Here is a 12,220-nt window from a genome sequence, read left to right as displayed (position 1 = left end):
ACCGACCACTACGTCCCCCTGCTGCTGACCCTCGGGGCCGCGACCGACCTGAGCACAGCCGCCTCGACCATCACCCACCCACCGCCGACCACTACGTCCCTCTGCTGCTGACCCTCGGGTTGGCGAGGGACTTGAGCAAGGCCACGGCGACCATCGACCGCATCTACGACGGCCGTCCGCTCAACTGTGGGTGCTGGCATGCTCCAGCAACTCGGTGGTGGCGGCCCACAGACGGCGCTCCCGGTTGCGGTCGTGAGCCACCGGCTGGACGTCGATGATCTTGTCTTTCAGGATGAACGCGCCGTCGCGGGCGGCTGCCCACCGGTCGTCCAGGGCGAGTGAGGCCAGTGCGGGACCGGACTTGCCCGGCGTGGAGACGCCGGGCAGGCGGGCGACCCCTCGCATGATCGACCGCAGGGCGGCCGGAGCGTCGCGTCCCAGGTCGGTGCCCGGCATCCAACCGGGTTCGAACACCGACACCGCGATGCCCGGGCCGGCCTGGCGTTGCAGCTCGTGGGCGTAGTACAGGATCGCCAGCTTGGCGTTCGAATAGGCGACACCGCTCGCCGCCTGGCCGGGGGCGGCCTCGCCGGTCGCGGGACGGGCCAGTTCCAGCGGGTCCCGCCAGCGCGCCTCGGGCACGTGGAGCAGCCGGCGCCAGACGTTCGCGTGGTAGGTGTTCGAGCCCAGCAGCACCACCCGGGCCGGGGCGGTCAACGAGCCGACCAGGTCCCCGATCAGCTGGGAATGGGCCAGATAGTTCACCGCGAACGTCAACTCGTAACCGTCGGCCGACGCCCGCCGGGTGTCCGCTGACATCACCCCCGCGTTCGCGACCAGCGCCCGCAGCGGCCGCACCGCTCCGGCGTCGAGCATTTCCCGTACGGTGGTGGCCGCCGACCGCACGTCAGCGAGCCGCGACAGATCGGCGGTGACCTCCTCGACCCGGGCGCCGAGCGCGCGAGCCTCGGCGGCGACGGCCGACAAACCCCGGCCGAGCAGGAGCAGATCCGGTCGTACGGAGGAAGGGCGGCCCGCCATCGCGAGCACAGCCGCCCGGCCCAGGCCCCGCGTGGGGCCGGTGATCAAAACGGTTCCAGTCATGCGGATCAGCGTCACCGAACCACCGACCGGCAGGCAGCCGTCCCGTTTTCGTAGGACTGACAGGGCCAGGACAACCACCTTGCCGCGGAGCAGACTGGACGGCGTGGAGCCCTGGGAGTTCGGCCGCAGCCTGCGGCGCTGGCGTGATCGCGTCGTCCCCGACGCGGTCGGCGTGCCAACCGGCCGCCGGCGCCGCGCCACCGGTCTGCGCCGGGAGGAGCTCGCCCAGCTCGCGGGCATCTCGGCCGACTACCTGACCCGGCTCGAGCAGGGCCGCGCCACCACGCCCTCAGCCCAGGTCGTCGAGGCCCTCGCTCGCGCCCTGCGCCTGTCCGCCCCGGAGCGTGACCTGCTCTACCGCCTGGCCGGGCACGCCACCCCGAGCCTCGACGTCGTCCCGTCCCACCTCACCCCGAGCGTGCAGCGTCTGCTCGACCGGTTGTCGGGCACCCCGGTCGTCGTCTACGACGCCACCTGGACCCTGGTGGTGGCCAACGCGCCCTACGACGCGCTGATGGGCGACACCACCGCGTGGCGCGGGCTCGAACGCAACTCCATCTGGCGCAACCTGGCCGGCCCACCCAACCGCGTCGTCCACACCCCGCGGGAGCAGGCCGACCACGAGGCACTGCTGGTGGCCGACCTGCGCCTGACCGCCTCCCGCTACCCGGCCGACCAGTCACTGCGCCGCCTGATCGCCGACCTGGGCCACGCGACGCCACGGTTCACCGAGCTGTGGAACGCCGAGGCCCCGCCGCCACCACCCGACTTGTCGAAGCGCAAGGTGATCGACCACCCGGCGGTGGGCCGCCTGACACTCGACTGCGACACCCTCGTCGTGGCCGGCGACGACCTGCGTATCGGCGTCTACACCGCCGAGCCCGGCACCGAGGACGCCGACCGTCTGGCCCTCGCCATCGTGCTGGGCACCCAGTCCCTCACTGTTTGAGTCGAAGTCGCGAGCGGCCCGCAGGGTCGCTCGTCCGTTGTGCTGGTGATCTCCGCCTGTAAGGCATCCTAGGATGGAATGCTTGGCGCTGGATGCCTCGGACCGTTGTCGATGCGAGCGGTGGTGATCGTCTACAACCCGGGGGCCGGCTCGGCGTGGCAACCCCGAGGAATCACGCATGCCCACACTGCCGGTCGGCGGAGCACCGCTGCGCGTCAGCGGGCCAACCCGTGCCCGCCCTCCACCAATCCTGTACGTGCACTGACCGATGTGGTCACTGGCGGCGATGGGAAGCGTGGCTTCGTCCGCTCGCTCGGGAGCCAGATGTTCGCGACTTGCGGCTCCTCATACCCGAGCGCGGCCTGCCGAGATGCTCGCGACGTGCGACCCCTCGTTCCCCAGCGCGGCCTGCCGAGATGCTCGCGACGTGCGACCCCTCGTTCCCCAGCGCGGCCTGCCCGAATGTTCGCGGAACCGGCACCACTCGCGGATCTTGACCTGCCGGTCGTGTCGGCGGTAGCTCCGGAGGCCCGTTCACCATCCGCGTAGGCGATCCGGGGACGAACCTGGGTTACGGCGCGCATCGTGGCCGAGATGAGAGAGTCGTTCGACCCCGAAGCCGGATACTCGGGCGCGACGCTCAGGATTCGCCGCGGGCATTCCTTCGCGGCGCGATGAAGACGGCCCAGGCGGCCACACCAAGGGCCGGACCCAGCCCGACACCGAGAGCGAGGTTGTCAAGGAACATCCCGACGAGGAGGCCGGCGGCGGCGCCAAAGGCGATCCAGATCCCGATGTTTTCCCAGATCCCGAGACCTGCAGCGCCCGGGGGCGTGTCGTTGCTCGTCATCGCATCTCTCCCAGGACCGGGCGGAAAGGCTGACAACCTGGCGGCCCACCGCGACGGATGCGCTACCACCTTCCTCCACAAGCTAGCACCGGATATCAAAGGCCCATCCTCGTCGAGGAGCCGGCCACCGCGCCCGCAACGGTCGCGGCTGGGCCAGCATCGGTCAGGCGGCACGCGGCGGGTCGGCGCGGTCGGCTGACACGACGGTATGGAGCATCTACGGCCGGCGCTGCGGGCCAACCCGACGGTGAGGCATCTAGCAGCGCTCGGGGCGGACGGGGTAGGCCTGGTCGGTCAACGGGACGGTGGGGTGGGGCGGACGCGGCGGAGTTCGCGGAGGGCCTGGCGGCGGACGTCGCCGGTCAAGGTGTCGATGTAGAGGGTGCCGCTGAGGTGGTCTGTCTCGTGCTGGAGGGCTCGGGCCAGGAAACCGGTGCCGTGGATGACCAGCGGCTCGCCGTGGCGGTCGAAACCGGTGGCGGTGACCGACATCGCGCGCTTGGTGGGGAAGTACAGACCGGGGATGGAGAGGCAGCCCTCTTCGTCGTCCTGCTCGCCCTCGAAGTCCGACAGCGTCGGGTTGATCAGGTGGCCGATCGTGTCGTCGACGTTGTAGGAGAACACGCGCAGGCTCACGCCGATCTGGGGGGCCGCTACGCCGGCTCGGCCGGGCTCGCGGACCGTGTCCTCCAGGTCGTCGACCAGGGCCTGCAGCTCGGCGTCGAACGTGGTGACCGGGTCGGCCTCGGTGCGCAGCACCGGGTCGCCGAAGATCCTGATGGGCCGCACTGTCATGGTCGACAGATTATCGGCCCATTACGGACGGCCGCCGCCCAGGCCCACCCGACGAGCACAGACCGCCCGGGCCCCAGACGACTGAGCCGGTCGGCGGGACTCAGACCACCAGGTGTCGGGCGGATAAAGCAGTCGACGCGGCCCCGGCGATCAGAGCGGGCGACTACTGCTCAGGCGACCAGGGCGACGGCGACCGCGGCTCGCGCACCCTGGGCAAGGGTGGCTCAAGCTCAGGCGCAACCTGACCACCACGGCCTGCGAGGTCAACAGCGACTCAGCCACGGGCACGGGCCGTTGAGCGTTCGAGTTGGCGATGACAGAGCGAGGCGACCGCGGCGCAGGTCCTAGGCACCACGATGAAGGCCACCCAGACTCAGACGACCAGCGCAAGGACAACCGCGGCGCAGGCTCCAGCCACCACGATGAAGGCCGCCCACGCTCAGGCGACCAGCGCAGAGGCGACCGCGGCGCAGGCTGTGCGGGCGGGATAAAGGCGGGTCGGGGTTCCGCTGCTGGGGGTCAGGCGAAGAGGGCCAGTTGGTCCTCGGCCAGCAACTCGCGCAGCTTGGCCAGGGAGCGGCGGGTCTGGCTCTTGACGACGCTGATCGGCAGTTCCAGGACGTCGGCGACGCGGTCGACGCTGTAGTCCTCGAAGTAGCGCAGCACGACGATGGCTCGGTCGCGTTCGGGTAGGTGGGCCAGGGCGTCGAGCATGGTGAGGCGCAGCTCGGGGCTTTCGCGGTAGACCGGCTCGTGCAGCACCGCGGTGGTGGACTCGGTCGAGGAGCGGCGCCGGCGGTGGTCGAGGAAGACGCGGAGCAGGATTTTCTGCGCGTAGGCGACCAGGTTGTCGGACTGCACGGCCCGGCGCCAGCTCAGGAACAGCTTGGTCAGGGCGGTCTGGGTCAGGTCCTGAGCCAGGTGCCAGTCGCGGCACAGCATGAACGCGGTGGTGCGCAGGCGCTCGGCGTGGGCCTGGGCGAACTCGGCGAACTGCTCGTCGTCGGTCACGACGCGAACACCGGGGCCCCGCCGAACTCCTTGTCGCCCGCCTTGACCAGGTCGGCGTCCATGATCACGCCCCACCGGGGGTCGGCGACGATCCGGGCCGCCTCGTCGCCGGTGAGCGGGGAGCGGGCCCGGCAGGAGGCGACATCGAGCTGGACGGCGGTGCCGTCGGGCCAGCGCGCGATGACCACCGTGTCCTGCAGGCAGTTGTCGTCGACGTGCAGGATCGACACCGTCGCTGTGTCGCCGCGCGCCGGGCGCTTGCCGTCGGCCGGCAACTGGCCGAGGGTCAGTCGCAGCAGGGCCGGCCCGGCACCGCGGTCGAGGTAGATCTGCACATGGCGGTCGCCGCTGTCCGCGACGGCGGCCCGGCTCGTCCGGCCGGACGGCAGAAGCTGCGTCAGAAGATGAAGCATGGCCCCCGTTGTCGCTTTCTCGAGCGTTCCGGCGGCCTGTGCGACGCCGCTGTGGATCGCCAACGTACGCCCGGGACGGCCGGTCGTGGGGGCGGTCGGGCTGACTGGCACAGATCCGGGAGGTGCGGACGCGGTCGGGCCGAGCGGCAAAGGGCTGACGGTGGCAGCGGGTGACAGCGGCATCACCGAGGCCGGTGGTGCGACGGCGACTTCGAGGGGATGCGGCGGCTCGGAATAGGCGGCCACCCCGCCGACGAGGATGAGGGCCAGCACCCCGGCCGAGCCGGCTGCCGCCATGCCCGCCCGGCGACGGCGACGGCGGATCCGCCGGCCGTCACGCAGCGCGGCGCCCACCACGTCGCCCAGCGGCGGTGGCCGCTCGTTGTTCAGCTCCGCCCGCATCAGCGCACGCAGGTCTTCGGTCACAGCCAACCCTCTCCGCACCCGTCTCACAAAACAAGACGTGCCGACCGGGCCGTTCGGTGACCGTGGCGGAGGCCTCGAACGGGAACCCCATAGTGCCTGATCCCTCGAATGCCGCCAAACGGGTCAGGCCGGCGCCCCCACCGCGTAGGTCAGATAGGCGAAGGGGCCCCGCCGCTCGAGCCCGGTGAGGGTCAGCCGGGACGAGGTGAGCCGGCGCGGCAGCACCGGGGCGCCCGCGCCCAGCGTCACCGGGGCGACGCCCAGGATGATCTCGTCGAGCAGGCCGGCGTCGGCGAACGCGGCGGCCAGCTCACCACCGCCGACGATCCAGATGTTGCGGTCACCGGCGGCGGCGGTCATCGCCGCGTGCACCGGTCGCACGTCGCCCTGGACGAAGTGCACCGTCGAGCCGGGTAACGGAGGCAGCTGCCGGTGGGTGAACACCCAGGACGGCACGTCGCCGTAATACTCGGCCCATTTCTGCGGCTGCTCGCCGAGTCTCTCGTGGGCGAAAACCCACTCATAAGTCGTGGCGCCCATCGCGAACGCGCCGACGCCGGCGAAGAACGCGGCGAACGGCTCGGTGCCGCTGTCGTCCTCCCGCCCGTCGCCGGTCTCGAAGAGCCAGTCGAGCGAGTTGTGCTCGTCGGCGATGAACCCGTCGATGGAGGTGGCGGTGTAGTACTGCGTCTTCGGCATGCCCGAGACCTTCTCACCGGGGTACGACAAGTCCGAGCCCAACGGGTACGACAGGACCGAGCCCACCGGGTACGACAGGACCGAGCCCACCGGGTACGACAGGCCGAGTTCACCGGGGTACGACAGAACCGAGCGCCCGCTGGATCGGGGCCAGCTTGGCGGCGGCCTCGGCCACCTCGTCCTCGGGGTCGCTGTCCCAGGTGATGCCGCCGCCGGCCCACGCGTGCACCCGGGCGCCGTCCACCGCCACGGTCCGGATGGTCAGCCCCAGATCCAGGTGGCCGGGCCCGACCCAGCCGACCGCGGCCATGCTCACACCGCGGCCCACCGGTTCGAGCCGGGCGATCTCGGCCAGCGCGGCGATCTTGGGCGCCCCGGTCACCGATCCACCCGGCACCAGCGCCCGCAGCAGCGACGCCAGCCCGAGCTCGCCCACGATGGGCGCCGACACGACCGACTCCGCCTGCCAGAGCCCGGACCACCGGCGTACGGCGAAAAGCTCCTCCACCTCGACCGGCCCCAGCCCGGGCAGCCGGGCCAGATCGTTGCGCGACAGATCGACGATCATGACGTGCTCGGCCCGTTCCTTGGCCGACGCCAGCAGCTCCCGGCGGCCCTGCGCGGTGGCCGGCCGGGTCCCCTTGATCGGCCGCGTGATCACCCGTCCGTCGCGCACTTCGACCAGCGTCTCCGGCGACGCCGTGGCCAGGGCCCAGCCGTCACCGCTCAGCACACCGCCGTAGCGAGCCCCCGGCAGCGCGGCCACCCGCTGGAGGCCCGGAAACGGATCTCCCGTGTACGACGCGCTGGTGTGCCCCACGACGTTGACCTGATAGACGTCACCCCGCCCGATCGCCGAGCGCACCGCCGAGACCGCATCGGCATGCTCCGCCGGCGTCCAACTCGGCTCCCACTCCCCGAGCGACAACGGCGACAACGGCGCCAGAGGCGCCACCGGCCCCACCGGCCCCACCGGCCCCACCGGCCCCACCGGCGGGACGTCCCCCGCGAAGTGCTCGTAGACCACGGCATAGACATCCGGGATCGACGGCACCGGCGAAGGCGCCCCCAGAGCACCCCCGGCCATTACGCAACCGGCATCAGCCGACACGTACAGTGCCGCTCCGCAGATCGAGCCAGCGCCGATCGGGCGAACGTGGCCAGCCGTTCGGTCAATGTTTCGCACGCGCAGTCCGTTGTCGGCGAGGAACTCGGCGACAAGCTCTGCGGGGTCACCACCGTCACACCTGGACCATTGGAACCATGTTGACGCACGGTGACGGCCCTGGCAGGACGCCGGAGCACCCGGTGGAGCGACGAAAGGGGGTGTCGGGAAGTGGCCGATCGACCGGCTTCCGTGGACCATCGGAGACGAGGATTCTGTCAATGGCGACACCGTCACCGGCTCGAACCGTCGTCGTTCGATTTGAGGTAACGTCCGTCACCGTCGTTGTGAGTCATCACACAAGCCCCCCGACCGGAGAAACACCTGATGTGCCAGCACATGAACCCCTGCCCCACCGCCGAAGCCGTCGATCGTGAGGCCGCGCGGACCGTCGCGACGTGCCGCGAGCAAGGCTGGAGCCTCCTTTGCAACGGCGTCATCGTCTTCGAGGACACCGGCGAGATCCTGCCCGACGGCACGATGATCGAACCGCACCGCGGGCCCGCCCCGCACGCCCTCGCGGCCTGACTGAAAAGTACCTGACAGTCGGCGCCCCGGCCGACATCAGACCGCTACTCAGAGTAGCGAAAGCGCGCCCCCCGACGACGAAGGGCGCGCTTACCACCGGGTTTCTCAGTCCTCGAACGCCTCCGGCGACGGGCACGAGCAGACCAGGTTCCGATCGCCGTAGGCGCCGTCGATGCGCCGCACCGGCGGCCAGTACTTCGCCGACCGGTCCACCCCCGCCGGGTACCCGGCCACCGACCGCGGGTAGGCGTGCTCCCACTCGTCGGCCGAGACCGCCGAGGCGGTGTGCGGGGCGTTGCGCAGCGGGTTGTCGTCCGAGGGCCACACCCCGGCCGCCACCTGGTCGATCTCACCCTTGATGGCGATCATCGCGGCGACGAACCGGTCGAGCTCGGCCAGGTCCTCGCTCTCGGTCGGCTCCACCATCAGCGTCCCGGCCACCGGGAACGACATCGTCGGCGCGTGGAACCCGTAGTCGATCAGCCGCTTGGCCACGTCGTCGACCGAGACGCCGGTCGCCTTGGTGATCGGCCGCAGGTCGAGGATGCACTCGTGGGCGACCAGGCCCCCGGAGCCCGTGTAGAGCACCGGGTAGTGCTCCCGCAGCCGCGAGGCCACGTAGTTCGCGGCCAGCACGGCCGTGCCGGTCGCCGCGGCCAGCCCGTCCGGGCCCATCATCCGCAGGTAGGCCCACGAGATCGGCAGGATGCCGGCCGAGCCGTGCGCCGCCGCCGAGACGGCGTGGTGGTCACCGGGCTCCAGCGGGTCACCCGGCAGGAACTCGGTCAGGTGCGCGCGCACCGCGACCGGGCCGACACCGGGACCGCCGCCGCCGTGCGGGATGCAGAACGTCTTGTGCAGGTTGAGGTGCGACACGTCGGCGCCGAACTTGCCGGGCCGGGCGAACCCGACCAGCGCGTTCAGGTTCGCGCCGTCCACATACACCTGACCGCCGGCCTCGTGCACGGCCGCGCACAGCTCCGCGATCGAGCTCTCGTACACGCCGTGGGTCGACGGGTAGGTCACCATGATCGCCGCCAGGTTCGCGGCGTGCGCCCCGATCTTGGCGTGCAGGTCGGACAGGTCCACGTTGCCGGCGTCGTCGCAGGCCACCACGACCACCCGCATGCCGGCCATGACCGCGCTGGCCGCGTTCGTGCCGTGCGCACTCGACGGGATCAGGCAGACGTTGCGGTGGTCCTCGCCCCGCGAGCGGTGATAGCCGCGGATCGCCAGCAGACCGGCCAGCTCACCCTGCGACCCGGCGTTGGGCTGCACACTGACCGCGTCGTAACCGGTGATCTCGGCCAGCCAGCCCTCCAGCGTCGACACCAGGTCCTCGTAGCCCGCGGTGTTGGCGGCCGGGGCGTACGGGTGGATGTCGGCGAACTCGGGCCAGGTGACCGGCTCCATCTCGGTGGTCGCGTTGAGCTTCATCGTGCACGAGCCCAGCGGGATCATGCCCCGGTCCAGCGCGTAGTCCTTGTCCGAGAGCTTGCGCAGGTAACGCAGCATGCTGGTCTCGGAGTGGTGGGTGCGGAACACCGGGTGGGTCAGGTAGTCGGTGGTCCGGCTCAGTTCGCGTACGCCCGAGGTGGCGGGCGCCGCGGCCGACGCGCCGAACGCGGCCAGGACGGTCGCGACGTGCGCCTCGGTGGTCGTCTCGTCGGCCGAGACCGACACCCGGTCGGCATCGACCAGGCGCAGGTCGACACCCTCGGCGGCCGCGGCGGCCACGATCGCCGCCGCCCGGCCCGGCACCACGGCCGTCACCGTGTCGAAGAACGACTCGCTCTGCAGCGCCACACCGGCCGCGGTCAGGCCACCGGCCAGCGCGAGGGCCCGGTCGTGCACCCGCGACGCGATCGCCCGCAGGCCGGCCGGACCGTGATAGACGGCATACATGCTCGCCATCACAGCCAGCAGAACCTGCGCCGTGCAGATGTTGCTCGTCGCCTTCTCCCGGCGGATGTGCTGCTCGCGGGTCTGCAACGCCAGCCGATAGGCCGGCGCGCCGTCGGCGTCGCGGGAGACCCCGACCAGCCGCCCGGGCAACGACCGCTCCAGCCCGGCCCGCACCGCCAGGTAACCGGCGTGCGGCCCGCCGAAGCCCAGCGGCACCCCGAAACGCTGCGTCGTGCCGGCCGCGATGTCCGCCCCGATCTCCCCCGGCGCGCGCAACAGCGTCAACGCCAGCAGGTCGGCCGCCACCGTCACCAGGGCACCCCGCTCGTGGGCCGCCTCGATCAACGACTGCTGATCCCGTACGGCGCCCGAAGCGCCCGGATATTGCAGGTGCAACCCGAAGAACTCCTCGGGCAGCGCGTCCCCGGCATCAAGATCGAGCAGCCGCAGGGTGATGCCGAGCGGCTCGGCCCGGGTGCGCAGCACGGCCAGGGTCTGCGGCAGGGTGTCCGCGTCCACCACGTACGTCATGGTCTTGGACTTGGACGCCCGCTTGGCCAGCGTCATCGCCTCGGCGACGGCCGTGCCCTCATCCAGCATCGAGGCGTTGGCCTTGGTCAGCCCGGTGAGGTCGGTCACCATGGTCTGGAAGTTCAGCAGCGCCTCGAGCCGGCCCTGGCTGATCTCGGGCTGATAGGGCGTGTACGCCGTGTACCAGGCCGGGTTCTCCAGCACGTTGCGCTTGATGACGGCCGGGGTGAAGGTGCCGTAATAGCCCAGCCCGATCATCGAGGTGGTGACCCGGTTGCGCCCGGCGATCGCCCGCAGCTCGGCGATCGTCTCCTCCTCGGAGGCCGCGGCGGGCAGGTTCAGGGAACCGTGCCAGCGGATCACCTCGGGGATCGCCGCGTCCATCAGGGCGTTCAGTGACGCGTACCCGATGGTCTTGAGCATGTGGGTCTGCTCGTCGTTATCCGGACCGATATGCCGGGATGCGAACGTCATGACGGCTCCTAAGAGAGGTCGACAAGGCGGCCTCCCCCTCTGTCACCCCGCGCACGAGCACGGACGGCTTCAGAGTCGCCTGCCCACGCGGTCCTTTTGCCTGAGAGGTTCCGGGGAGGATTTGCCCCTTCGGCGCCATCACGAATCATTGATCCGCTGGTCTCTCCCGCATGGCTGGCAACCAACCTACCAGCGGACACGTTTCCACCGTATGTCTCTAGGGTGGGGTAGTGATCTACACCCCTGCGGGCGACCGCTACGACACCATGCCCTACCGGCGGACCGGGCGCAGCGGCCTGCGCCTGCCCGTCATCTCGCTCGGCCTGTGGCACAACTTCGGGCACGAGCGGCCCTGGCAGCGCCAGCGCGACATCGTGCGCCGCGCGTTCGACCTCGGCGTGACCCACTTCGACCTGGCCAACAACTACGGCCCGCCGCCCGGCAGCGCCGAGGAGAACTTCGGCCGGATCCTGGCCACCGACCTCAAGCCCTACCGCGACGAGCTGGTCATCTCCACCAAGGCCGGCTACGACATGTGGCCCGGCCCGTACGGCGACTTCGGCTCCCGCAAATACCTGGTCAGCTCGCTCGACCAGTCGCTCAAGCGGCTCGGGCTCGACTACGTGGACATCTTCTACCACCACCGGCCCGACCCCGAGACGCCGCTCGAGGAGACCATGGGCGCGCTCGACGCCGTGGTCCGCGCGGGCAAGGCCCAGTACGTCGGCCTGTCCAACTACACCTCGGAGCAGACCGCGGCGGCCGCGGCCATCCTGCGCGACCTGGGCACGCCGCTGCTGATCCACCAGCCGTCGTACTCGATCCTCAACCGCTGGATCGAGAAGGACAACCTGCTCGACACGCTGCAGGACGCCGGCGCCGGCTGCATCGCCTACAGCCCGCTGCAGCAGGGCCTGCTCACCGACCGCTACCTGGGCGGCATCCCGGACGACTCCCGCGTGCGCACCAGCCGCTTCCTCAACGAGGACGCCCTGGACAAGCAGACCCTGGCCCGGATCCACTCGCTCAACGACATCGCCCGCCGCCGCGGGCAGTCGCTGGCCCAGATGGCCCTGGCCTGGGCCCTGCGCGACGAGCGGATGACCAGCCTCATCATCGGCGCCAGCAGCGTCGAGCAGCTCGAGAACAACGTCGCCACCATCACCAACCTGGCGCTGACGGAATCCGAGCTCGGCGACATCGACGGCACCGTGCTCGACCTGTAAATCAGCGGCACATCGGGCACCGCCTCCGTATCGTCACCGCATGATCGAACTGGTCGAACGGCACACGATCCTCGGGGTCGTGGGGGGGGGGGGGGGCGCAGGCCGCAGACGCCCCCCCCACGCACCCCACCCCCGCGGGCGCGT

Annotated in this window: 11 protein-coding genes and 1 riboswitch; of the genes, 3 read left to right on the top strand and 8 right to left on the bottom strand. The window is 70.9% G+C overall.

Going from position 1 to position 12,220, the window contains the following annotated elements:
* Positions 1-180 precede the first annotated feature (180 nt).
* On the bottom strand, positions 181-1,104 hold the full coding sequence (locus NAG42_RS39440) for an SDR family NAD(P)-dependent oxidoreductase (RefSeq protein ID WP_250037543.1): 924 nt from the start codon (positions 1,102-1,104) through the stop codon (positions 181-183).
* A 103-nt stretch (positions 1,105-1,207) separates the two neighbouring features.
* Here NAG42_RS39440 and NAG42_RS39435 point away from each other — a divergent pair, with 103 nt between their 5' ends.
* Entirely contained in the window at positions 1,208-2,053 is an 846-nt protein-coding gene (locus NAG42_RS39435) for a helix-turn-helix transcriptional regulator (RefSeq protein ID WP_250037542.1), read from the top strand.
* Between the two features lie 640 nt (positions 2,054-2,693).
* Here NAG42_RS39435 and NAG42_RS39430 read toward each other — a convergent pair.
* From NAG42_RS39430 to NAG42_RS39405, 6 genes are all read right to left on the bottom strand, one after another.
* A complete protein-coding gene (locus NAG42_RS39430) occupies positions 2,694-2,903 on the bottom strand; it encodes a hypothetical protein (RefSeq protein WP_250037540.1) in 210 nt (69 codons plus the stop codon).
* Positions 2,904-3,197: 294 nt separating this feature from the next.
* Complete coding sequence (gene def / locus NAG42_RS39425) at positions 3,198-3,698, bottom strand: peptide deformylase (RefSeq protein WP_250037539.1); 501 nt, start codon at positions 3,696-3,698, stop codon at positions 3,198-3,200.
* 519 nt (positions 3,699-4,217) lie between these two features.
* Positions 4,218-4,709 carry a SigE family RNA polymerase sigma factor gene (locus tag NAG42_RS39420; RefSeq protein WP_250037538.1) on the bottom strand — a complete coding sequence of 164 codons (492 nt, stop codon included), beginning with the start codon at positions 4,707-4,709 and terminating at the stop codon, positions 4,218-4,220.
* Positions 4,706-5,548, bottom strand: coding sequence for a hypothetical protein (locus tag NAG42_RS45220; RefSeq protein ID WP_250037537.1), 843 nt, complete (start codon positions 5,546-5,548; stop codon positions 4,706-4,708). Before NAG42_RS45220 ends, NAG42_RS39420 begins: the two co-directional genes overlap by 4 nt.
* 123 nt (positions 5,549-5,671) lie before the next feature.
* Positions 5,672-6,247, bottom strand: a complete 576-nt coding sequence (locus NAG42_RS39410) for a dihydrofolate reductase family protein (RefSeq protein WP_250037536.1) — start codon at positions 6,245-6,247, stop codon at positions 5,672-5,674.
* Between the two features lie 109 nt (positions 6,248-6,356).
* Complete coding sequence (locus tag NAG42_RS39405) at positions 6,357-7,613, bottom strand: chorismate-binding protein (protein WP_250037535.1); 1,257 nt, start codon at positions 7,611-7,613, stop codon at positions 6,357-6,359.
* 126 nt (positions 7,614-7,739) lie between these two features.
* Between NAG42_RS39405 and NAG42_RS39400 the strand changes: the two genes are divergently transcribed.
* Positions 7,740-7,940, top strand: a complete 201-nt coding sequence (locus NAG42_RS39400) for a DUF5999 family protein (RefSeq protein WP_250003750.1) — start codon at positions 7,740-7,742, stop codon at positions 7,938-7,940.
* Between the two features lie 105 nt (positions 7,941-8,045).
* On the opposite strand, the gene gcvP is transcribed toward NAG42_RS39400, so the two are convergent.
* On the bottom strand, positions 8,046-10,850 hold the full coding sequence (gcvP, locus tag NAG42_RS39395; RefSeq protein WP_250037534.1) for an aminomethyl-transferring glycine dehydrogenase: 2,805 nt from the start codon (positions 10,848-10,850) through the stop codon (positions 8,046-8,048).
* 78 nt (positions 10,851-10,928) lie between these two features.
* A riboswitch (glycine riboswitch) is annotated at positions 10,929-11,029 on the bottom strand.
* A gap of 51 nt (positions 11,030-11,080) precedes the next feature.
* Here gcvP and mgrA point away from each other — a divergent pair.
* Positions 11,081-12,076, top strand: a complete 996-nt coding sequence (gene mgrA / locus NAG42_RS39390; protein ID WP_308201248.1) for an L-glyceraldehyde 3-phosphate reductase — start codon at positions 11,081-11,083, stop codon at positions 12,074-12,076.
* The last annotated feature ends 144 nt before the right edge of the window (positions 12,077-12,220 follow it).

Origin of the sequence: Paractinoplanes maris (genome assembly GCF_023544465.1) — a bacterium.
Taxonomy (GTDB): domain Bacteria; phylum Actinomycetota; class Actinomycetes; order Mycobacteriales; family Micromonosporaceae; genus Actinoplanes; species Actinoplanes maris.
Note: the sequence above shows the minus strand (reverse complement) of the source record. Positions and strands in the feature narration are given on the sequence as shown.

Bases quoted from the DNA above. Each gene is read 5' to 3' on its own strand.
- NAG42_RS39440 (WP_250037543.1), bottom strand. From the start codon at position 1,104: ATGACTGGAACCGTTTTGATCACCGGCCCCACGCGGGGCCTGGGCCGG.
- NAG42_RS39430 (WP_250037540.1), bottom strand. From the start codon at position 2,903: ATGACGAGCAACGACACGCCCCCGGGCGCTGCAGGTCTCGGGATCTGG.
- def (WP_250037539.1), bottom strand. From the start codon at position 3,698: ATGACAGTGCGGCCCATCAGGATCTTCGGCGACCCGGTGCTGCGCACC.
- NAG42_RS39410 (WP_250037536.1), bottom strand. From the start codon at position 6,247: ATGCCGAAGACGCAGTACTACACCGCCACCTCCATCGACGGGTTCATC.
- NAG42_RS39405 (WP_250037535.1), bottom strand. From the start codon at position 7,613: ATGGTCCACGGAAGCCGGTCGATCGGCCACTTCCCGACACCCCCTTTC.
- NAG42_RS39400 (WP_250003750.1), top strand. From the start codon at position 7,740: ATGTGCCAGCACATGAACCCCTGCCCCACCGCCGAAGCCGTCGATCGT.
- gcvP (WP_250037534.1), bottom strand. From the start codon at position 10,850: ATGACGTTCGCATCCCGGCATATCGGTCCGGATAACGACGAGCAGACC.